16 protein-coding genes, 4 tRNA genes and 1 pseudogene are annotated in these 22,862 nt (G+C 42.4%); 15 read left to right on the top strand and 6 right to left on the bottom strand.

The window, feature by feature from the left end; translation table 11 throughout:
• Nucleotides 1-73: 73 nt before the first annotated feature.
• Both ACE3PQ_RS04750 and ACE3PQ_RS04745 read left to right on the top strand, forming a co-directional pair.
• Nucleotides 74-722: pseudogene (locus ACE3PQ_RS04750) on the top strand (diguanylate cyclase domain-containing protein); the annotation flags it as partial.
• Complete coding sequence (locus ACE3PQ_RS04745; RefSeq protein ID WP_374295814.1) at nucleotides 723-1,553, top strand: putative bifunctional diguanylate cyclase/phosphodiesterase; 831 nt, start codon at nucleotides 723-725, stop codon at nucleotides 1,551-1,553. It abuts the pseudogene before it with no gap.
• A 115-nt stretch (nucleotides 1,554-1,668) separates the two neighbouring features.
• On the opposite strand, the gene ACE3PQ_RS04740 is transcribed toward ACE3PQ_RS04745, so the two are convergent.
• Nucleotides 1,669-3,153, bottom strand: coding sequence for an amino acid permease (locus tag ACE3PQ_RS04740; protein ID WP_374295666.1), 1,485 nt, complete (start codon nucleotides 3,151-3,153; stop codon nucleotides 1,669-1,671).
• Between the two features lie 59 nt (nucleotides 3,154-3,212).
• Entirely contained in the window at nucleotides 3,213-4,229 is a 1,017-nt protein-coding gene (locus ACE3PQ_RS04735; RefSeq protein ID WP_374295664.1) for a methyltransferase, read from the bottom strand.
• Nucleotides 4,230-4,636: 407 nt separating this feature from the next.
• Between ACE3PQ_RS04735 and typA the strand changes: the two genes are divergently transcribed.
• The 3 genes from typA (at nucleotide 4,637) to ACE3PQ_RS04720 (ending at nucleotide 7,847) form a co-directional block, all read left to right on the top strand.
• On the top strand, nucleotides 4,637-6,472 hold the full coding sequence (gene typA / locus ACE3PQ_RS04730) for a translational GTPase TypA (protein WP_374295662.1): 1,836 nt from the start codon (nucleotides 4,637-4,639) through the stop codon (nucleotides 6,470-6,472).
• Nucleotides 6,473-6,574: 102 nt separating this feature from the next.
• Complete coding sequence (locus ACE3PQ_RS04725; protein ID WP_374295660.1) at nucleotides 6,575-6,763, top strand: hypothetical protein; 189 nt, start codon at nucleotides 6,575-6,577, stop codon at nucleotides 6,761-6,763.
• A gap of 397 nt (nucleotides 6,764-7,160) precedes the next feature.
• Complete coding sequence (locus ACE3PQ_RS04720; RefSeq protein ID WP_374295658.1) at nucleotides 7,161-7,847, top strand: pirin family protein; 687 nt, start codon at nucleotides 7,161-7,163, stop codon at nucleotides 7,845-7,847.
• Nucleotides 7,848-7,925: 78 nt separating this feature from the next.
• Here ACE3PQ_RS04720 and rnr read toward each other — a convergent pair whose 3' ends face one another.
• Nucleotides 7,926-10,478, bottom strand: a complete 2,553-nt coding sequence (rnr, locus tag ACE3PQ_RS04715) for a ribonuclease R (protein WP_374295656.1) — start codon at nucleotides 10,476-10,478, stop codon at nucleotides 7,926-7,928.
• Nucleotides 10,479-10,708: 230 nt separating this feature from the next.
• Here rnr and ACE3PQ_RS04710 point away from each other — a divergent pair.
• The 5 genes from ACE3PQ_RS04710 to ACE3PQ_RS04690 all read left to right on the top strand — a co-directional run bounded on the left by ACE3PQ_RS04710 (nucleotide 10,709) and on the right by ACE3PQ_RS04690 (nucleotide 12,258).
• Nucleotides 10,709-10,800: transfer RNA gene (locus ACE3PQ_RS04710), tRNA-Ser, on the top strand.
• Nucleotides 10,801-10,829: 29 nt separating this feature from the next.
• Nucleotides 10,830-10,906 (top strand) — tRNA-Arg (locus ACE3PQ_RS04705).
• A gap of 44 nt (nucleotides 10,907-10,950) precedes the next feature.
• Nucleotides 10,951-11,027, top strand: a tRNA-Arg gene (locus ACE3PQ_RS04700).
• A 229-nt stretch (nucleotides 11,028-11,256) separates the two neighbouring features.
• Nucleotides 11,257-12,063 (top strand): alpha/beta fold hydrolase, encoded by an 807-nt coding sequence (locus ACE3PQ_RS04695; protein WP_374295654.1) that lies wholly within the window; start codon nucleotides 11,257-11,259, stop codon nucleotides 12,061-12,063.
• 118 nt (nucleotides 12,064-12,181) lie between these two features.
• A tRNA-Arg gene (locus tag ACE3PQ_RS04690) sits at nucleotides 12,182-12,258 on the top strand.
• A gap of 126 nt (nucleotides 12,259-12,384) precedes the next feature.
• Here the strand turns inward: ACE3PQ_RS04690 and ACE3PQ_RS04685 are convergent.
• Nucleotides 12,385-13,737: an SRPBCC family protein gene (locus ACE3PQ_RS04685; protein WP_374295652.1), complete on the bottom strand. Its 1,353-nt coding sequence runs from the start codon at nucleotides 13,735-13,737 to the stop codon at nucleotides 12,385-12,387.
• A gap of 502 nt (nucleotides 13,738-14,239) precedes the next feature.
• On the opposite strand from ACE3PQ_RS04685, the gene ACE3PQ_RS04680 reads away from it, so the two are divergent.
• Nucleotides 14,240-14,737, top strand: coding sequence for a hypothetical protein (locus ACE3PQ_RS04680; RefSeq protein ID WP_374295650.1), 498 nt, complete (start codon nucleotides 14,240-14,242; stop codon nucleotides 14,735-14,737).
• A 75-nt stretch (nucleotides 14,738-14,812) separates the two neighbouring features.
• On the top strand, nucleotides 14,813-15,445 hold the full coding sequence (locus ACE3PQ_RS04675) for a fumarylacetoacetate hydrolase family protein (protein WP_374295648.1): 633 nt from the start codon (nucleotides 14,813-14,815) through the stop codon (nucleotides 15,443-15,445).
• A 78-nt stretch (nucleotides 15,446-15,523) separates the two neighbouring features.
• Here ACE3PQ_RS04675 and ACE3PQ_RS04670 read toward each other — a convergent pair whose 3' ends face one another.
• Nucleotides 15,524-16,789 (bottom strand): YihY family inner membrane protein, encoded by a 1,266-nt coding sequence (locus ACE3PQ_RS04670; RefSeq protein ID WP_374295646.1) that lies wholly within the window; start codon nucleotides 16,787-16,789, stop codon nucleotides 15,524-15,526.
• Nucleotides 16,790-16,962: 173 nt separating this feature from the next.
• On the opposite strand from ACE3PQ_RS04670, the gene wrbA reads away from it, so the two are divergent.
• The gene (gene wrbA, locus ACE3PQ_RS04665) at nucleotides 16,963-17,556 is read left to right on the top strand and encodes an NAD(P)H:quinone oxidoreductase (RefSeq protein ID WP_374295644.1); all 594 of its coding nucleotides are present in this window, start codon (nucleotides 16,963-16,965) and stop codon (nucleotides 17,554-17,556) included.
• Nucleotides 17,557-17,592: 36 nt separating this feature from the next.
• Here the strand turns inward: wrbA and ACE3PQ_RS04660 are convergent, their stop codons facing one another.
• Nucleotides 17,593-19,161 (bottom strand): sensor domain-containing diguanylate cyclase, encoded by a 1,569-nt coding sequence (locus ACE3PQ_RS04660; protein ID WP_374295642.1) that lies wholly within the window; start codon nucleotides 19,159-19,161, stop codon nucleotides 17,593-17,595.
• Between the two features lie 281 nt (nucleotides 19,162-19,442).
• Here ACE3PQ_RS04660 and ACE3PQ_RS04655 point away from each other — a divergent pair, with 281 nt between their 5' ends.
• Both ACE3PQ_RS04655 and glnE read left to right on the top strand, forming a co-directional pair.
• The gene (locus ACE3PQ_RS04655) at nucleotides 19,443-20,684 is read left to right on the top strand and encodes a sensor histidine kinase (RefSeq protein ID WP_374295640.1); all 1,242 of its coding nucleotides are present in this window, start codon (nucleotides 19,443-19,445) and stop codon (nucleotides 20,682-20,684) included.
• Between the two features lie 190 nt (nucleotides 20,685-20,874).
• Nucleotides 20,875-22,862: bifunctional [glutamate--ammonia ligase]-adenylyl-L-tyrosine phosphorylase/[glutamate--ammonia-ligase] adenylyltransferase (gene glnE, locus ACE3PQ_RS04650; protein WP_374295638.1), on the top strand; the 1,988-nt coding region annotated here is incomplete at its 3' end.

Genomic DNA, 22,862 nt, shown 5'->3' with positions numbered 1-22,862 from the left:
TACTTTTTATTTATCACATCGTTTTAAATCGACGTCTTCTTACCATATTTCACCGAGAATTTTCGTCGCTGTGATGATGGGCTTGAGTATTGCAGCAATGCATTACACAGGCATGTCAAGTGTGTATTTTGTTAGTGTCGATCAAGTGCAGCAGTATGAATTATTTCAATCCAATCATGCTTATTTCGTCTTGGGGATGCTATTTTTATTGGTTTTGGTGATTATTGTCGGTGCAAGCTTTTCATGGTTTGAAAAACAAATTGCGCTCAAGAAACAAGATGTGGATCGCCTGAATGTTGAGATTGTGAATTTAAATACCCACGTTCAATTGACGCAATTGCCAAATCGATTGTTTGTTGAAGATCATATCGGTGAAATATTGCAGCAACATCGTGCTGATAACCAGCAACTTGCCTTTTTGTATATTGATCTCGATCGGTTTCGGATGATCAATGAAATCTATGGGCACAAAATGGCAGATCAGCTCTTTATCGAGGTGGTAAAACGGGTGAAGCAAACCTTGTGGCGTAATGTCAGGTTGGCACGCTTTGGTAGTGATGATGGTGTCCAATGCGACGGGTGAGGAAGCCAAAGCTTTAGCCAAACAGGTGAATGCTAAGATTAAGCGCAATTATCGAATTGGTGATCAAACCATTGCACTGTCTGCAAGTATCGGGGTTGCGATGTTTCCTGAGCACGGCAATAGTTTTAAAGAACTGGTGATGAATGCCGATCTTGCGATGCTGCAAGCCAAGGCGCGGGGTGGTAATGGATTTTACTATTTTGATGAAAACTTGGAAGCACAGCGTGTACGCCAAGAATATAATCTCATCAATGATTTAACGACTGCGATCATACATGATCAACTGGTTTTACATTATCAGCCAAAATACAACGCCAATTTGCAATGCTGTGGCGTGGAAGCGTTAATCCGTTGGCAACATCCCAAGCTTGGATTACTGACACCATATCAGTTTATTGATCTTGCGGAGAAGTCGGGTCTGATTGTGTCCATTGACCATTGGGTACTTGAGCAAGCTTGTAAGCAAATTCAACTTTGGCAGACATCAGACTTTCCGTTAGTGCCGATTGCGATAAATTTTTCTGCATCGCAGTTTGAGCATGATGAGTTGTTCGAAGTGTTGGATGAGTTATTAGAAAAATACCCAATCGATGCCAAGTATCTCATCATTGAAGTGACTGAAACCACCGCCATGCGCAATGTGAAGCTGTGCGTACAAAAATTTGAGCGACTCAGACAGATTGGTTTGCAGATTGCAATTGATGACTTTGGTACGGGTTATTCGAGCTTTTCATATCTCAAAGATTTGCCGATCGATGAGTTGAAAATTGATAAAGTCTTTGTCAGTCATCTTGATGGTGAAAATAAAAAAGATGAAATTATCCTTGCAAGTATTATCAATCTTGCTTCACAGCTCGGGTTGATTGTCACTGCTGAAGGTGTAGAAACAGAGCAACAAGCAAAAATTTTAATTCGACTGGGCTGTCATCAGTTGCAAGGTTACTATTTTTCCCAAGCCGATGCCGATTGAAGACTTGGCGCATTCGAAGTTTGATTTGCAGAAAGTATAATTAAACACTCAAACACCATGAGATTTGAGTAATGAGCTTACTCATTTCAAAATGGCATTTGTGCGAGAGTGATGATTACGCATCGTCGTCAATTTTTAAGGGTTGTACATCCATCTTCGAGTATGGAATCAGCTTGGTTTTATATTTCCATTTATAGCCCAGCCAAATCGCCAAGAACAGTGGAATACTGATGTAGGTTGAAACTAAGCCGAGCCAATCTACTTTGCCACCAAGTAATGCTTGATAGTTTTGACCGAGGATAATCAAGCTACAGAGTATAAAAGCAAACCACGGCGCAAAAGGGAAAAATTTGGCACGATACGCCAGATCATTTAACTGATAGCCTTGTTTGAGATAACCTTTGCGGAAGCGGTAATGTGATAAAGCAATCCCGAGCCACACGATAAAGCCACACATGCCCGAAGTATTTAGCAACCAGTTAAATACCGCTTCTTCACCAATAAATGTGGTGAGGAAACAGAGCGCAGCCACCGCAGTCGTCGCATACAGTGCTTTCATCGGTACGCCACGACGATCCAGTTTGGCAAAAACTTTCGGTGCACGTCCTTCTCTTGCCATGTCGTAAAGCATACGTGTCGAAGAATACATGCCCGAGTTACCCGCAGAGAGGATCGCAGATAAAATTACCGCATTCATCACACTGGCTGCGAAGGCAAAACCTGCTTTTTCGTACAGTAAAGTAAATGGCGATAGCGCAACATTTTCAGTCTTTGCTGCATGCAGTAACATCGGATCGTTATAGGCCACCAATGTGCCGATGATGAAAATACATAAGACATAGAACAGCAGAATTCGCCAAAAGATCTGTTTAATCGCCAAAGGAATGGTTTTATGTGGTTCTTTCGATTCACCTGCTGCCACACCAACCATTTCCGTGCCTTGGAAGGAAAATCCCGCGATCATGGCAATCCCGATCATAGCTTGTAGTCCGCCGACAAAAGGTGCGTCGCCAGTAACCCAGTTTTGCGTGATGCTTTGCATCGGATCGAGCATGATTTTACCAATGGTAAATAAACCGATCGCAATAAAGACAATGATGGCGATTACTTTGATCATGGAAAACCAAAATTCACTTTCACCAAAGCCTTTGACCGTTAGCGCATTGATGCCAAAAATCACCGCTAAAAACAGCGCACTCCAGTAGAAGCCTTCGATTTCAGGAAACCAAAACTTCATGACGAACTGTACAGCGACTAATTCAAAAGCAACGGTGATCGCCCAGTTGTACCAATAGTTCCAACCGAGCGCAAAGCCAAAACCCTCATCGACATAACGACTTCCATAGGTAAAAAATGCGCCTGAACTTGGATAATGCGTTGCAAGCTCTCCTAGACTGGTCATCAGGAAGTAAATCATTACTCCAATGAGTGCATAAGCGACTAATGCACCACCCGGTCCTGCGGTAGCAATCGTTGCACCAGAAGCAAGGAACAGTCCAGTACCAATCGAACCGCCAATAGCGATCATATTCAGATGGCGTGCACTGAGTTTACGCTTTAGGTGCAGTGTTGCAGTGTCTACTGCTTGGTCATTTTGCATATGAAGTCCATCTTGCATGTGTGCTTTTTACATGAATGCTTTGCAGTCGCATGCAAATTTTAGCTTTGGGCATATAAAACTTTAAATCCCTGACTGTCGGCTTTTTGCATGCACTGTGCAAACTGGGCTTCGATCAAGGAAGGGTAATTCAAAAAACGATTGGCAACGATCCACAATTCCCCTTGAGGACGAAGTCGTTGCTTGGCAAATTTACACAGATTTTCGCTAGCTTGATAATTGGTCTTGATGCCTTGATGAAACGGTGGATTGCTCACCACCACGTCGAATTGATCTGAAATGTCTTGAATGTCGGTAATCGCAAGCGTCGTGAGTTGCTCACTTAGCTGATTCTCTGCAAAAGTGAGCTCGGTTGAACACAGTGCAAAAGCATCAATATCGACAGCAGTCATTTTTCTCGACGAATCTTGTTTTGCTAAAACGGCTGAAATGATGCCTGCACCACAGCCGAAATCTAAGACTGAGCCTGATTTGACGTGTTTAAGATAAGGTAAAAGTTGTGCTGTACCGACATCAAGATGGTCTTGGCTAAACACCCCAGGTAGGGCGCAAATTTGCAAAGTTTCATCATTTATTGAAATTGGATAACGCTTAATCCAAGTTTCTAAATGACTTGCTTTTTCACTTGGCAGTTTGTCAATCACCAGTTGCCATAATTGGCAGTGTCGTGCGCTATCGAGTTTGATGGTTTTGCCAAAGCTTTGCACTTGTTTGGCACTACGTTCGATGCCAGCTTTCTTCTCACCGACTAGATAAATTGATTTGCCTATGCCGAGTAAGCGAATGCATTGCGCCAAAATATAGTCGAGTAAAGCCTTAGCTTTGGGGATAAAAATAATGATTTGATCATAATCATCTGCTTTTGGCTGAACATCAAAAGTGCTTTCGAGATGATTGTTAAAAAAGCTATGATCTGCAAAATTCCACGTCCATACCGATATTTGTGTCGCACCGACATTTTGTAATGATTGAAAAAGTTGATCTTGTGGCGGATTGACCAATAAGATACGACCCTGCCAATGGTCGTGGCGTAGAATTACTTCACTTTTTGCATCCATTGGCGATACTCATCTGCAAACAAACTATTGGGTGGGGTGGCGCTAATCAGTTCCTTGAAATGAACAATTAACAATTTCAAAAAGGCGACTATTTTAATCGACTCGACCAATAAGGCAAACAAAAAAAGATAAAGGGCTATTTTGCAGGGGGGGTTGATCGCTGTTAATCATATTGCTATGCCTGATAAATAGCTTAAAAATGGATAAAATCTGTCATCTGATTGCAATAAAAAATCCAATCAATTTGCGTAATGGGATAACTTGAATTGTATAAAATTTAAGAACTGTTTTGATTTTTAAAAAGAAATAAATAAAAAATCTTAGAGGATTTGTCGTCAAACTGTCACTACTCAATGTTATGCTTTTACTGTATAATTTGTCCTCAAATTTTTTAGTAGCATTTTTCCATGTCAGATATTAAAAATCTTCGCAACATCGCAATCATTGCGCACGTCGACCACGGTAAAACAACATTGGTTGATAAACTACTCCAACAATCAGGTGCTCTCGGTGATCGTGCAGGTGAGATTGAGCGTGTCATGGATTCAAATGCGCTAGAAAGCGAGCGTGGCATTACCATTCTTGCAAAGAATACAGCGATTTCATGGTTGGATAAACGTACTGATACCACATATCGTATCAACATCGTGGACACCCCAGGACACGCCGACTTCGGTGGTGAAGTGGAACGTGTAATGTCGATGGTAGACTGCGTATTACTTCTTGTTGATTCACAAGAAGGTCCAATGCCTCAAACTCGTTTTGTAACTCAAAAAGCCTTTGCACGTGGTTTGAAGCCAATCGTAATTATCAACAAAGTAGATAAGCCAAGTGCACGTCCAGACTGGGTAATTGACCAAGTATTTGACTTGTTTGATAACTTGGGTGCGACAGATGAGCAATTGGACTTCCCAATCGTTTACGCATCTGGTCTACGTGGTGTTGCAGGTCCTGCGCCTGAAGAGCTTGCAGAAGACATGACGCCGCTATTTGAAACTATCGTTGATATCGTTGAACCGCCTGCGGTCGATGTTGATGGTCCATTCCAAATGCAGATTTCATCACTTGACTATAACAGCTTCGTGGGTGTCATCGGTGTTGGTCGTATTCAACGTGGTTCAGTGAAATTGAACACACCAGTAACTGTGATCGATAAAGAAGGCAAAACACGCAACGGTCGTATCTTAAAGATCATGGGTTATCACGGTCTTGAGCGTATTGATGTAGAAGAAGCATCTGCGGGTGACATTGTATGTATCACTGGTATTGATGAATTGAACATCTCTGATACGATCTGTGATCCAAAAAATGTTGAAGCGTTGCCACCGTTGTCTGTAGATGAACCAACAGTTTCGATGACTTTCCAAGTGAACAATTCACCGTTTGCTGGTAAAGAAGGTAAGTTCGTGACTTCACGTAATATCCGTGAACGTCTTGATCGTGAATTGATTCACAACGTGGCACTTCGTGTAGAAGATACGGACAGTCCTGACCGTTTCAAAGTATCAGGTCGTGGTGAACTTCACCTTTCAGTATTGATCGAAAACATGCGCCGTGAAGGCTTTGAGATGGGTGTATCTCGTCCGCAAGTGATCATGAAAGAAGAAAATGGTGTTAAGCAAGAGCCATATGAAAACGTAACTTTTGATGTGGAAGAACAACATCAAGGTTCTGTCATGGAGCAAATGGGTCACCGTAAAGGCGAACTCACCAATATGGAAGTTGACGGTAAAGGTCGTATCCGTATCGAGGCAACTGTCCCATCTCGTGGTTTGATCGGTTTCCGTTCAGAGTTCTTGACTATGACTTCGGGTACAGGGATCATGACGTCAAGCTTCTCTCATTATGGTGATGCGAAGCAAGGTACTGTTGCAAAACGTCAAAATGGTGTGTTGATCTCAATGGTACAAGGTACTTGCTTGGGTTATGCACTATTTACGCTACAAGATCGTGGTCGTTTATTTGCGAAGCCACAGCTTGAAGTATATGAAGGCATGATCGTAGGGATCAACTCTCGCTCTGACGATATGGTTGTGAACCCAACGAAGGCAAAACAGCTGACTAACGTCCGTGCATCTGGTACAGATGATGCGTTGACTTTGACACCTGCGATTGAATACACGCTTGAGCAAGCACTAGAATTCATTGAAGATGATGAGCTAGTTGAAGTAACGCCAAAGTCGATCCGTATCCGTAAAAAATTCTTAACGGAAAATGATCGTAAACGTGCTTCACGTAGTTAATTGACGTTTTAAGTCTTTTGCTCTGCGGAGCGACAAAAACCGATTTCGAAAGAAGTCGGTTTTTTATGCTATTTTATGAGTGATCAAATGTAGAGCATTCATATGAAGCAACCGAATCAACCTTATAGTAAAGCTGGGCTATGGAGGATTCGTGTGGTACAAGTCATTTTGGTGCTGACCGTACTATTTGCACTGTTGATGATTTTGGCGTTGATTCGAGGCGATCAAGAACCGAGGATCTATCAAATAGATCAACATAGCCAATATGGTGGCACAAGCTCGCAGATGTGAAGTATGACATTTGGCAAAAAGGCACGCTGTGGCGAAATCAAAATCGAATCTAATATTTTGCTGAGCTTGGTCAAAGACAGCTATTCAAAAGTGCAGTCTACCAAGTGATTAATGCACCAAGTGTGCAACGCCTACATGGAAGCGTGCGAGATGATGATATTCGCCGTATGATCTATGATGAAAAGCTCATCATTCCAAAAAACTAAAGATCCGATTCAAGCCAAAGAAAAAGTACGATTCTGCTTTTCTTTTAGTGATTAGCTAAAGAGTTGTTGATAGTTTTCAGGCAATTGTTGCAGTGTTCTAAATACAAGACAATGTATGTTGATTTTGTAATATTAATAAAAATTAATTAATATATAATTATGGTTAGAGATAATTAATATTGGTGAATCCTATGCAAGCCTATCTCCATCGCAGTGAAGATCGTGGACATGTCCAAGCAGGTTGGTTGGACACTCGACATAGCTTTTCTTTTGGCAGTTGGCACGACCCAAAATATATGGGTGTCAGCGCACTTCGAGTCATTAACGATGACCATATCGCAGGAAATCAAGGCTTTGGCACCCATCCGCATGACAATATGGAAATCTTGACCTGCGTACTTTCAGGTACGATTTCACATAAAGACAGCATGGGCAATGAAGGTGATATCAAAGCAGGCGAATGGCAACTGATGAGCGCAGGCACTGGTGTGCGCCACAGTGAAATGAACCGTTATGATGAAGCGGTGCATTTGCTCCAGATTTGGGTCATTCCGAATATACGGGATGCCGAGCCGACCTATCAACAAGTGGCGTGCGACCCGAATGATGCGCCAAACCAATGGCATTTGATTGCTGGAACAAACGATCAAGCGCTGATGCAAATCCGCCAAAATGCTGAAATCCACAGTGCTGTGCTACACGCAGGTCAAAGCCTAAATGTGGATGAGGTAAAACGGGTCAACTATGTGCATCTGATCAAAGGTGAAGTCAACATCGGCGAGCATACGGTGAAAGCAGGTGATGCCTTAGTCTTTGAAGAAAATGCGGTGATTGAAGCGAGTAAAGATAGCCAAATGATTTGGTTTAATTTGCCGTGATTTTCAAATCAAATGCATTTTTAGAATACGTAAAAGCGAGCCGAGGCTCGCTTTTTAGTGTGCATACTTTAGAAAAGATTACTCCTCTCTTGCCTTCGCATTCGACTTTTTGACTTTCTTGGTCGATTTTTTGGCTTTGGCTTTTTTCTTCGACTTCGCTTTTGCGACCACTGCATCTGATTTTTTCGCCTTTTTCTTCTTCGGCTTTTTATCAGTCGGCTGCTCGAAGATTTGCGCTAAATCTTTTTCTGCCTTGTCGGTTGTTTCCAGATTTGGCAAGACTTCTGACACAGGTTTTTTAAGGCGTGTGCTATTTGGGCGAGCGCTTGTCGGATTGCTACCGTTTGCATTACTAGGCGATTTTGAACGTGTCGGACGCTTACCACTTTGATTTGCATTAGGTGCCTGATTGCTTGCACTATTTGCACCAGAACGATTGCTTCGTGGCGCACGACTACGCACGGCACGACCTTCACTGGTCAGTTGTTTGACCAAATCAAAATCAATTTTGCGTTCTTCCAAATTCACCTGAGCGACTTTGATTTTAATGGTGTCACCCAATGCAAAAGTACGTCCATGATGTTGACCGACTAAGCGTTGTAATGGTGCATCGTAAACAAAATAATCATCACCCAACTGACTGATATGGATCATGCCATCGACATACAAATCTTTCAGCGTAATAAATAAACCAAAATCAGTCACAGTGGTGATCACACCATCGAATTCCTCACCGATATGCTGTTGCATATAGTGGCATTTTAGCCAACTGGTCACATCACGTGAGGCTTCATCGGCACGGCGTTCAGTCTGTGAATAATGCTCGCCTGCGGCATCCAGTGATGCGCCTTGTAGCGGATAAGGCTTACTTGCGAGTTTGGCTTTAATCGCACGATGTAGAAGTAAATCAGGGTAACGACGAATAGGCGAGGTAAAGTGAGTGTATGCTTCATACGCCAAGCCGTAATGTCCTGCATTTTTCGGGCTGTAATAGGCTTGCATCATCGAACGAAGTAGCACCGAATGAATACTTGTGGCATCAACACGATCTTTAGTCGCTTCAATCACACGTTGATAATCCGCTTGTGTTGGCTGTTCAGGGAAACTTAAACCGAGCAATTTGACAAAATCACGGACTTTTTGAATCCGTGAAAACTCAGGTGACTCATGCACACGATACAGTACAGGCACATCTTGTTTTAAAGCAAAATCTGCGGCGGCAACATTGGCAAGCAACATACATTCTTCGATCAGACGATGCGCATCATTGCGTGAACGTGGCAAAATCTGCTGAATCGCACCTTTATCATCAAAGGTCATATAAGTTTCAACGGTTTCAAACTCCATTGCATGACGCTCTTGGCGCAGATCAAGCAAAGTTTGATAGAGTTGGAACAGCGTATTGACTGATTTATGGATCGTTTTATCATCAGGAAGGGCTTTGGTATGTCCTGATAAGTAGTCTGCGACTTGCGTATAGGTTAGACGAGCTTTGGAATGCATCACTGATGGGTAAAACTCATAACCTGTGACTCGACCAGTGCGTGAAAGGGTCAAATCGCAGACCATACATAGGCGATCAACGTTCGGATTGAGTGAACATAAGCCATTCGATAGGGCCTCAGGGAGCATCGGCAAGACATAATGTGGGAAATATACCGATGTGCCACGTTGCTGTGCTTCTTCATCGAGCGGTTGATCAACTTTGACGTAATGGCTGACATCGGCAATCGCCACCACCACACGGTAGCCACCGCCTGCACGTTTTTCTGCAAAAACGGCATCATCGAAATCTCGGGCGTCTTCACCATCAATGGTGACTAAGGGTAAATCTCGCAGGTCAATGCGACCTTTGCGATCTTTTGCAGAAGGTTCTTTGTAGCTTTCGGCTTCTTTTACCACTTCATCAGGGAATTCATAGGGCAAGCCATATTCCAATATGGTTGCAGGAATAATGATTTGCGTATCGGCGTGATCTGCCATCGACTTGATTACATGCCCTGTGGCGAATTCTTCACGGGATGGATAATCATCAATGGCAATACGCACTGCATCGCCGATTTTTAAATTGGCATGTTCAACCAATTCTTTTTCTAAGGTAATTGGTTGATGCGTATTTGGTGTATTCGGTTGAATAAAAAATTCACCCTCATGCTCACACAACTCGCCAATAATTTGTTGCACTTGATGCTTAATGACTTCTGTAATAAAGCCTTGCTGTTTGCCTCGACGGTCAATACTGGTCGGGCGGACACGGATACGATCACCATGAAATACGAGGCGAAGTTCACGCTCTGTCAGTACCAAATCATGATGATCTTTAATCACCGCAAAGCCTTGACCACGATGATTTATTTCCACGGTGGCATCAAACTCTTGATCATCATTGCATAGCTGATAAGTCTGACCGATACGTAGCAACTGCCCATCACGCACCATTGCGCCAAGACGGCGACGTAGGGCTTCGAGATTGTCATCATTATTTAAGGCGAATTTTTCTGCAAGATCGTCGTAGCTTAGACCTTGTTCTGCTTGCTCAATGTGTGAGGAGATCAGCGTTCGGCTTGGAATCGGGTTGTCATAACGCTGTGACTCGAGTAAGGCTTCGGGATCGTTCCATTTTTTTATCATGATTTATATACCCACGCATCTCATCAAAATCTGTATATCGAGCAATAGTTTAGCATATTGTCGGTTGCGCTTTGTGTGAAATTTGATTGCAAGATCATGACCAAATGGGTTTTATCACTTGGCGATGATTAATTGCGCAAAAAGCACGGCTTCCTTGCGCTAAACTCAAAAAAAAGCATTGCAACACTTGATGCGGGCGCATTTAATTTGTATTATGGCGACCTCGTTACGGTGAGATGTCCGAGTGGCCGAAGGTGCTTCCCTGCTAAGGAAGTGTGGGTTTTATAGCTCACCGAGGGTTCGAATCCCTCTCTCACCGCCAACGAGATAATGTTTTTGACATGACCTGATGCGCTCATAGCTCAGCTGGATAGAGCACTTGGCTACGAACTAAGGGGTCGGGAGTTCGAATCTCTCTGAGCGCACCATCAATCATTGCATTGATCTAAGTCTGTCTACATTATTTTGAAATGCGCTCATAGCTCAGCTGGATAGAGCACTTGGCTACGAACTAAGGGGTCGGGAGTTCGAATCTCTCTGAGCGCACCATTCATATCGATGTTTAGATTTTTAAATTAAGACTTTTAAGTTAAAATTGATCGAAGATGAAACTGATTAAACCGCAATCGCATGATGAGCGGTTTTTTTTGTGCTTAAAATTTTTAAGTGATTAGCAAGAGGTTGTTTTAAATGGTTGACCGAGGCGTCTAAAAAGCCAGCTTTTCAAAGGATGATAATCTATGCAAAATGTTTCATAACATGAAGAATCAAGCTTCTTATGAACATTACTGAATTTGAAATTCCAGTTTCTGATCCAAGACTCCCTGATCAAGTAGGCAGAGTCTTTGCAAAGTCCTGGCAATCTGCAGACTGCAAAGCTGAGCTTGCGCCTATTGTATTGATTCATGAATCTTTGGGTAGCGTGGCGCAGTGGCGTAATTTCCCAGAGCTTTTGGCAGAGCAGACCAAACGACAAGTAATTGCCTATGATCGCTTGGGTTTTGGACAGTCATCTGCGCTAAATGATCCTTTGGATTTAGATTTTGTGATTGATGAAGCGAAAACGACTTTTACTACATTAATTCAAGCGTTAAATATCCAAAAGTTTGTGGTCGCAGGGCATAGCGTCGGTGGTGGAATGGCAGTTGCTGTCGCAGAAAAGTTTCCATTACACTGTCTAGCAGTGATCACCATGTCTGCGCAATCTCAAGTTGAGCAGATCACTTTAGATGGTATTCGTGAAGCAAAACAACTCTTTGCTGATCCAAAGATGCTTGCAAAACTAGCAAAATATCATGGGGATAAAGCGCAGTGGGTGCTCGATGCGTGGACGGAAACATGGCTTGATCCAAAGTTTACCACGTGGAATTTGGATGCTTATCTTGCTCGGATACAGTCGCCAATTTTGGTGATTCATGGTGAGCACGATCAATATGCGACTTTGGCACAACCTAGCCGTTTTATCCACTTGGCACAGGTTGAAAAGCAATTGGAGATTTTACCAAACTGTGGGCATTTTCCCCATCAAGAGCAAACGCAGCAAGTCTTGGTGGCTATTGAAAAGTTTTTACAGCAGATGCAATAGGTGCGAAATTAATCATCGGCATGTTATGATGGATTGTATGTGAATTGAGCAATTAAATGGATTGATTCGAATAAAACTATGCAACCTCGAAAAAATCCGTATAATTCCCACACTTAATGCGCTCATAGCTCAGCTGGATAGAGCACTTGGCTACGAACTAAGGGGTCGGGAGTTCGAATCTCTCTGAGCGCACCATTCATCTCAATGTTCAGATTTTTAAATTAAGACTTTTAAGTCAAAACTGATGAAAGATAAAGTCGATTAAACCGCAATCACAAGATGAGCGGTTTTTTTGTGCCTAAAATTTATTGCTGTAGTCGTTTACAGTCCAAGTTTTGTTTCGGCTTTGGCACTGACCACGCTTGCCATTGAGGCGGATGGCAACACATCATGGTAAGGCAGGCTACGCATTGCTCGGAGTAAGAATGGCGCATCATCGTCGATTTTACCTGCAGCAGTGATTTTCCAGACTGAGCCTGAGCCAAAGTCTTTGACCGACATGCGTGACTTCATAAACTTGACGTCACCGCCCACCGCATACATATCGACTTGATTCTCCGCAAGATCAACAAAACGAATCCGTGAGCTAAATGGAATATTAATCACACCCAATCCGACACGAATATCATAGATCGCATCTTGCGATTTCAATTGATCCTGATTTTGAATCAATTTGACACTTTTCACTTGATTGCTAAAAAGGGTCTTAAATACATCAGGTGAAAATAGTTGTTTCGATTTGTCACGATTTGCAGAAAAATAATGATAACTGGTGCTAAAGCGTAAGTCCTCATCGCCATGCTTATATGGGATTGCATAAGGACGATGGACAAAAGTAATCGGTTGTTTGGTATTTTTGCTGAGTTGAATAAGGTGTTGATATTCTGCAAGCGTGGTTAATTTCTCAGGCATTTTTCCTGCGCCGAGTTTAACTGCTTTGGCTTTGCCATTAAATTTTTCATTCAAAGCTTCTAAAGCAAAGGTGCTACCACCATATGGAATCCCTGTTTTGATCTCAGGCATGGCTTTGAGTAGGGTCGTTATGAGAAAGCCTTTGGTCACATCGAGATCATTCCAATGCGTGAGCGTGACCAAAGTTTTATTGTTTCCCAGTGCGAACCATTCAAACTTGCCCATACCGTGTGGAAAAGGGGAGTCAATGATCAATGAGCTCATGCTGTTTTTAGTTAAGTGGTGCTGTAAGGTCACATCTTCATTGAAATTCAAGACTTTGATTGGCGTCGGTACGCTGACACGATATTCCACTTGGCTGATTTCTTCTTGCGCTTTGGTATCGTCTTTATTGCTTTCTAAGACTTTGGCTTTTTTTAAAGTGGGAAATAGTCCGACATAGCCAGAGTAATCTTTTAGAGTGTTATATACCTGTTCAGGTGTGGCATTAACCACGAGTGCAGCCGAGCTATATTGCGCACTTTTGTAGCTACGAGTACCTGACTTATCGGTATATTTGATCGCTTGTGGCACATGGCTATAGATAAAAATATCATCATTAGCGACGTTTGCGACTTGTTTTGCACTGTTATTAAATGGTGCAAGTGCGCTCGGTGTCGGGTCTTGCCAATCGACTAATTTGGCATAAGTGCAGGGTGGCATCATTGCCAAAGTGAAAATGAGGTACGTGCGGATATATTTCGGCATATAACGGTTTTGCATATGAACTCCATGTTCGCATTTTTTGTTTTACTACTAGGGTCTGTTGACATTTCAACCATGCATTGCGTTATTGGCTAAAATAACATAAACGAGGCATGAAACGCAGGGAATGGTCACTCCCTTGCCAAGTTTTATAACGAAGTTTATGGCAATTTTAGCCATAACCCTTCGGGACAAGGATGCTTTTTGACGCTACGTCGTTATGAATGAATCATTTAGAATGGCTAAATTTCCTCATTCATGCCTAGTATCGTCTAAAAAGCGTCCGTTGTCGCAAGCATCTGTGAAACGTCAACAGACCCTAATCTTTACTACACATCAATTTTGCTAGATTTGGAACGGTAGATTTGGGGAATTTGAGTAAGTATTAAATCACAATCAACGTAGTGAATAATGCATAAAATGTAGACGAATGCAGTGTTGTTGTTAAATTTGTTTTGGCTTTTGTATTGTCTACACTTCCTTGCTAAAGTAAGGTGACATTTTTTAATGATTTACGATCATGACTGAACAAGCGAGTTTTAGTTGCCGTTATCACCTGACTTTGGAAGAGTCCAAAGAGGGCTTTGCTTTGGCGACATTTGGCAAAAAGAAATTTACCCGTTATCTGACACCGCTACTGAGTGTGGGGATTATCATTTGGGGATTTTATCTCGGATGGCAAGGCATTGGTCAGGTGTATATTATTTTAGGTTTTTCTTTTTTATTGCTTCAATTGCTGATGCGATTTGTGATCTTACCGAAGCTGTTTTCACGTCAGTACGAGCGTTATAAATATGGTCAAGTAGAGCAGGGCATCGACTTGTATCAAGACTCAGCGGTATTGATCGCAGCGGATCGACAGCATCGTTTTGCCTATAGTGATGTGGTGCGACTGATCAAGGGTAAAATCAGCTATGTGATTGAGCTGAAAGATAAAACGGTGATTATTTTGTCGAAGTCGGCGATTGAGGCGACGGGTCAGCAGGATGTGTTTGAATCAGCTTTCCGTAAACATTAAGTGACCAAGTTTCAAATTTACGGATTTTTAAACTTAAAACGATTCTATTAAAAACCTTAAGCCTTAGGACATCTTATGCAAAGCCCTTCAAAAATCATCTGTGTCGGTCGTAACTATGCCGATCACGCAAAAGAGCTCGGTAATGCTGTGCCTGATAGCCCTGTGCTATTCCTTAAGCCACCAAGTAGTCTGCGTACTTTGCAAGATGGTATTGTGTGGAATACCGATCTGGGTGAATGTCATTTTGAATGTGAGTTATGTTTACAGATCGCCAAACCACTTTCACAGGTAACAGATAAAGTTGAAGCTTTGTCTGCGATCGGTGCGGTGACTTTAGGCTTGGATTTGACCTTGCGTGATGTACAAAATACATTGAAAAATAAAGGTCAACCGTGGGAACGTGCCAAAGCATTTGACGGTTCATGCGTACTTGCAGAGTGGGTGGATTATCATCCTGCGATTGATCTAGATCGTTTGACATTTCGCCTTGCGCAAAATGGCGTTGTGAAACAGCAGGGCAATACGCAAGATATGATTTTTGATATTGCGACTTTACTGGTCGATATCAATCAAGTATTTCGCCTAGAGGTTGGCGATGTGATCATGACTGGGACACCCGCTGGTGTCGGTGCGTTATCTGCCAAAGATCAGCTTGAGTTGACGTTGAATTATGGTGATGTACATCAGTGGACGACGTTTTGTAAATAGTGTGCACAAAGCAAAAAACTATCCAAGTGTTCAGATATTTGGATGGTTTTTTTTATGTCAAAAATAGTGGCTAAAAATTTAAACCGTATCTTCCAAAGTGTTTTTGGAGTCGAAAATAGTCGCTAAAGGAATCGCTAACTTCTGTGCCAAATACGCATCGGACTCCGCCAAAGTTGAGCCTACGACTTGCATGACATGATCATTTGGGGAGCTGCCATTCAGTTCACTGCGATGTGGTAGTGCATACGGTAGATTCTTCACAAATTGCCAAAGATCGACTTGTTCAAGGTTGCGGATCAACACGTATTCGTTGCTATCTGTACGTGTGATGAGGTTTTGTTTTTCCAATAATTCAATGAAATACGGCCACTTCCCAATCTCACCACGCCCAAGAATATTCATCGCCTCACGATCGGACACTGTGCCACCACGTTTTTGCTTTTGATGAAAAAGTTCTAAGACATCAAGAAGCATTAATATCGGATGGCGCTTAGTCGTCTTGTCTGAATGAAAAGCCGTGATGGCATAGCTTATCTGTACACCAAGTAACACCACCAGCCATGAGGTATAAATCCACAATAAGAAAATAGGTAATGCTGCAAACGCACCATAGACCAACTGGTAACTGGTAAAGTTACTCATGATAAAGCCGAATAGATTTTTGAGTAGCTCAAACACCACACCACTAAAAATTCCTGCAATTACAGCAGACTTGATCGGCACACTACGGTTGGGGATCGTCCAGTACAGTAGGCTAAAACCTAAACAGGTCAAGGCAAACGAGATAAAAAGTAAAACATACGCAAAATCAAACTGATAGCCTGCAACGGTATTGCTGAGCAAGTTCATCGAAGCAACAGTTGAAGATAATACAAATGCTGTTCCTAGAATGATTGGACCAAGAGAAATGATCGTCCAATAGCGCATAAAGCCGACAATACCACCACGAGCCTGACGCACTCGCCAGATGCGATTAAACGCAAGCTCGATACTCGAAAGCATCAATACCGTAGTCACGAATAAAAATAGAATACCGATAATGGTCAGGTTGCTTGAATTTTCAGTAAAGGCGTTGAGGGCTTTATCAAAGGCAATGGAGGTTTTGGGTAGGAAGTTGCTATAAATCCACGTCTGCATCTGCTGTCGCGCAGGCTCTAAAGCCTTGATAGAAGATACGATTACTAAGAATACGGTGAGCATCGGCACAATGGCAAACAAGGTGGTATAGGTCAGTGAACCTGCAATTTCTCGACAACGATCAGCCTCAAAACGATACAAGACAAAACGGATAAACTGTATCCATTTCTGATCAAGTATTCCTGAAGCTTTCAGTTTATCAAACATGCAGACCTATCCTTAACAAGTTCACAAAAAGTCGGTTATATGCATTAAACAACACATTGCATTAAAAAACATTAAGATTTACATCGTATTACATTACACACTGCAAAATACTGAGGAAATTGCGTATCATGCTGAAAACGATGATCATCAATCAATTTTAGGAATATGTTGCGATGCAATCTTATGTTTTAGTTCTTTATTATAGTAAATATGGTAGCACACGTGAAATGGCGCACTTGATTGCGCAAGGCATTGAGAATCAAGGGTTGATTGCAAAAATCCGCACCGTTCCTGAAATATTTCCTGCGATCGCTACAGCTGAGCCTAGTATTCCCGAGCAGGGCGATGTGTACTGCACTTTAGATGATTTACAAAATTGTGCAGGCTTGGCATTGGGTAGCCCAACACGCTTTGGCAATATGGCAAGTCAGATGAAATATTTTTGGGATCAGACTACTAGTCTATGGCTCAGTGGTGCGTTGCATGACAAGCCTGCATGCGTGTTTACGGCGACAGGCTCAATACATGGTGGGCAGGAAACCACTTTGCTGAGTATGTATTTGCCACTTCTCCATCACGGTATGATGTTGCTTGGCTTAAAAAATAGCGAAGCAGCGTTGTCAAATACAAAATCAGGTGGCACGCCATACGGTGTAAGCCATGTTAGCGGCCCACGACATGATCAAGCGATTTCTCAAGATGAAAAACGCTTAGCGATCGTACAAGGTGAACGTTTAGCTGAGATTGTCAAAAAGCTCAACGCTTAAAAGCTCGATGCTAAAAATTGGGTTGAAACTCAGAATTTAACGAATACAATTCCGTCCATCCGCTTTTGCTTGATACAGGCGTTGATCCGCTAATTGCAAAGTTTGATCAATGTTTTGATGGTGAGTCGGCCAATGCGCAATGCCGATAGATACCGTCACCTGACCGATACCTTCGATTTTATCTTGTGTGCGATTTTGCAGGATTCTCGATGCGACTTTCTGAGCCAATGAGTGAGATGCATTGGGTAGCAAAACAATAAATTCTTCACCGCCAATACGACAGCAAATGTCCTGATCTCGACACTGTTCTTGGATTTGCCAAGCGATGTGTTGTAAAACGCGATCGCCCTCAGCGTGCCCATATTGATCATTAACCGTTTTAAAATGGTCGATATCGATTGCCAAGATGGCAAAATTACTCTGTTGCTTTTCAAAGGTGTCGATATACAATTGCATACCACGACGGTTGTAAAACCCTGTCAACGAATCTGTTTTGACGATGGTGTTGAGCTCATCAACGGTTTGTTGAAAGTGATCTGCGCTGAACAGTAGGGCTTTTTGGAATTGTGCGACTTCAAAATACCAAGGACGAATTTTACGAATATTTTTCTCGGCATCGGGCTGATTGAGTTGACTTGCAGAGTCTGCCAAGTCTGAGAGTGGTTGTGCGATCACATAGGAAAAGCGCCAAATCACAAAGAACACAAACGCATAAAAGAACAACATGCCTAAGATGACTTTGTAGAGCAAATTGGATGCTTGGTCGAGGAGTTGTTTGGTGGGTTGCTGTGAAACCACGACCCAGTTTGGCGCACTTATTTTTGAGAAACCTGCAAGGCTATCAATGCCTTTAGTATCTACCAAACGCAGATTGCCGTAAGGTTCATTCATTAAGGTGTTTAAACCCGTATTTCCGACTGCAGAATCTCCAATACGACTTGGGTCGGGGTGGAAAATAATCCGTTGCTGACTATCCAGCACATATATATAATTGTCTTGATAGCCGTATTGGCTCGATAAGAGTTGGGAAATAAAGTTCTGTTCTTTTAGATAAATTGTACCGCCGACGTAGCCAAGATATTGTCCAGATGCATCGACAACAGGTTCAGAAATATAAATCAAAAAATTCTTTAAAGCAAAGTTATAAGGTGGTGTGATCAGCGATTCTTTATATTTTAAAGATAAGCGTGTGGTAGTGGTGTCCATAACTTGTCCCTTTTTAAAAGGGAGTGTAAGCGGGGCAAAGCCAGCCAAGTGACCATCTGCTCTAACAAAGGTAACACTATTAAAGTATTGAGATTGTTTGAGAATTCGTGTGAGTTCTTGGTCGATGATTTGATTGTTATTTGGTGAAGTTGCTAGCACTGATGCGCTGTATTTAAGCTCAAGTTGAATACCGTGAAAATGCAAGTCGGTACTGGTAGCGATTTTGTGCGCATATTCCTCATTGACTGAAAGCGCGCTACTTAATAGTTGATTGCGCTGAATAAAATAGTTCACAAACAAAGAAATGACGAATAAAGTCGCAATACTAAACAACACCAAAGAGATAATGAGTTTCTTTAGGTTGAGTCGAGTTAAGCGATGTAAAGGCTTTAATGTCATCGTTGATATGAAAAAAAACTATTCAATTTGCATGATACTCAATTTGTGCAAAAAAAGCGCAGAAAAAAATCTACAATTTCTAAGTAATTTCAGGTAAATTGACCACGCAAAGAGAATATGTTATGTCGTTCGTCGAAAAGTGACGAAAATTTGCCAGCTTCTGTCAATTTTGGTTGGAATCTTTTCAATGTGATGTTAGATTGTTGAAATACGTAACCAAAATGTTGTTGTTTAGTTGTTTTGCATCTCTGTCCTTCCCCTATATGCACAGGCAATGAATTATGCAAGTTAGAGCGCCGATATCGACGTACACACCAACTCCTGCTCCTGAAGGTCTTCAGGCGGAGCTTTCAGTTATTGTGTCTGAGCATATCGATGCAACCGTAGATTTATTGTGCAAATTAAGCCGTTACAGCCACGCCATTTATTATTATCAATATAAAGACATGGTGGTGGCGAACTCCACCACTGAGTCCATTCCAAAAGAAACCGTACAAGAAATTTGCCAGCAGGTAGCGCATTGCGCCAAAGGCGAACAGCTCGATACTCAAAGTACGATTTTTGAAAAAGTCCAACGTTCATTTGAAGTTACACATGACTTTATTCCAGAATCGATTTATGTTGTCGGTAATGCGACTGCATCGATTGCATCGACTGAGTCTACGCTGAGCATTATTCTTTGTGCGGATAAAACACGGTTGATTCCAGCGCACATGCAGACTTTTTTAGATGAATACATTTTACAGCGTCATTCATCACTTCAGATGATCATAGATAGTAAAACCGCATATCGACAGTTGGCTGATTTAGAAGAGATTAATGCCAGTCGGAGCAAGTATTTTTCGATTATTGCGCATGATTTACGAGCGCCTTTTCACGGTATTTTAGGCTGTGCGGATATCTTGGTGCATGAGCGTGACACGCTAGACGATGAGGCCTCACTGCGGTTGGTCGAGTATATTAATGATACTGCCCAGTCCACTTATAGTTTGCTAGAAAGCTTGTTGAATTGGTCGATGGCAGAGGGTGGTCGTTTTCACTTTAAGCCTGTGCATTTCAATGTCAATGATGTGGTGCAATCGGTAGTCGATCTACTCAACTCATCTGCCTTTAAGAAAAAGATTAAACTGAAATGTGATGTTGCAGGTCAGCTCTATGCTTTTGGTGATGTGCGGATGATGACTTCAGTGATTCAGAATCTGACCTCGAATGCGCTCAAGTTTACCGATGCTAATGCAGATAAAGAGATTTTAATCTGCGCACAGCAAGATCAAAATTGGGTCGAGATTCGTATTCAGGATCAGGGCGTAGGTATGACGGAAATGCAAAGTGAAAAGTTGTTTCAACAAGACACTATTCCAAGTACACAAGGCACTTCAGGCGAAAAAGGCACAGGGCTAGGCTTGGTGCTGTGTAAGCGATTTGTCGAAAATAATGGCGGTACGATCGCTGTAGAATCTATCAAAAATCAAGGCACACGGTTTATTGTGCGTATCCCAGTGGGAAGTATTGATTTAGTCTAAATAGTTTTTACCTTGAAGATTTAAAATTGAAAGCTTGATGTGTATTGGACATCAAGTTTTTTAATTACGAAAGTTTTTTTAAATTTGACCATTAAAGAAAGCATTGCAAGCTTATCAAATCTACGTAATTATGCGGATATAAACTTTTTCCGTATTATTTTAAATATTCGTAGGACAGGTCGGTTTCGCAATGAATCAACAACAACTAGAAAGAACACAATTCAGTAGCCTATACGCCACACAAGTGATGCAAAACTTAGATGGCATTTGGCAATCAGATTATGAAATTGACCAATTTTCACAGCCGCTAACCCGACAGCAAATTGCCACATTTCTTAAAGATAATTTGGATGCGAATAGTGATGAAGCGACATGGATGCGTCAAATCCGTCAAATTCGTGCACGGCTGATGTTGCGCTGGATTTGGCAAGATTGTAATGATTTGACCGATGTCCGCACTTTGACCCGTGAGCTTTCTGATTTTGCCGACCTTGCCGTAATCGTAGCGAAAGATTTTGCACGTCCTGCATTAATCGCCAAGTATGGTGAACCGATCGGTGAAGATGATGGCAAAATACAGGATTTAATCGTGATCGCCATGGGTAAGCATGGCGCGCAAGAGTTGAATCTCTCCAGCGATATCGACCTGATTTTCGCCTTTGATGAAAATGGTGTAACCAATGGGCGAAAATGTGTGGATGTACAGCAATTTTGTATTGCTTGGGGACAGAAGATTATTCAACTACTCGAACAAGTCACCGCTGATGGTTTTGTGTTTCGAGTCGATATGCGTCTGCGTCCTTGGGGCGATGGTAGTGCGCTGGCACTCAGCCATGCTGCACTGGAGAAATACCTCATTCAACATGGACGAGAGTGGGAGCGATATGCGTGGATCAAGGCACGTGCCATAACAGGCGGTAAAAAAGCGGAAAGCCTGATGCAAATGGCTCGACCTTTCGTCTTCAGACGTTATGTCGATTACAGCGCCTTTGCTGCCTTGCGTGAAATGAAAGCCATGATCGAAAAAGAGGTCATGCGACGCAATATCGAAGAAGATGTCAAACTCGGCGCAGGCGGGATTCGAGAAATAGAGTTTATCGTACAAGTGTTTCAATTGATCTATGGCGGTTCGCGCTTCGAGTTACAAGACCGACAGTGTTTGGTGGCACTGAAACATTTATTAGATGATAATTTTATTGATCAGCAGGCGTTTGATGAACTCAAAGATGCGTATTTATTTCTACGTCGTGTCGAGCATGGCATTCAAGCCCTTGAGGATAAACAAACGCAAAGTCTGCCACAAGATGAGCAACTTCGAGCACGGTTAATTTTTGCCTTAAATTTTACGGATTGGGACAGCTTCCAAGCTGTGCTGAAGCAGAAGCGCAGTCGTGTCAGCTACTATTTCGATGCGCTGATTCAAGAGCGTATTAATGTGATTGATACCCCCACCGTTTCGGGGGAATTACAAGAATTACAACCTTATCTTGATGAAAGCTCGTATCAGCGCATTGAGGCATTTTGGCAAAGTAATGCGGTGCAACGCTTACCAAGTACAGCGCTCAAACGCTTAAAAGACTTTTGGCCGTATCTGGTGCAAGCAGTGATTGATGTGGAGCAGACACAAACTGCTTTGATGCGTCTATTACCGCTGATTGAATCGATTCTACGGCGTAGCGTCTACATTGTGATGCTGATGGAAAATCGGGGTGCATTGCAACGTCTTGTAAAAATGGCAAGTGTCAGTCCGTGGATTTGTGAAGAACTGAGTCGTTATCCTGTATTGCTCGATGAGTTTTTGTCGATGGATTTTGAGTTGCCACAGCGGCAAGATTTGCAAAATGCTTTACGTCAACAACTACTGCGCATTGAGCTTGATCAAGTGGAAGACTTGATGCGGGTGCTTCGCCTCTTTAAAAAATCCAATGTGCTTTCAGTGGCAGCCAGCGATGTGCTGGCAGAAAGTCCGTTAATGCGAGTATCTGATGTGCTCACTGATATTGCGGAAATCACTGTGCATTCCGCATTGCAACTCGCTTATCAAATGGTGGCGAAGCGTCATGGTTATCCACTGGATGTCAATGATCAGCGTTGTGGTTTAGATCATCTCGGCTTTTCAGTGATTGGCTACGGCAAGCTCGGCGGTATTGAGTTGGGTTATGGCTCGGATTTGGACTT

The organism is Acinetobacter sp. (assembly GCF_041911495.1).
Classification (GTDB): Bacteria; Pseudomonadota; Gammaproteobacteria; order Pseudomonadales; family Moraxellaceae; genus Acinetobacter.
This window is presented reverse-complemented; position numbering and strand designations above follow the sequence as displayed.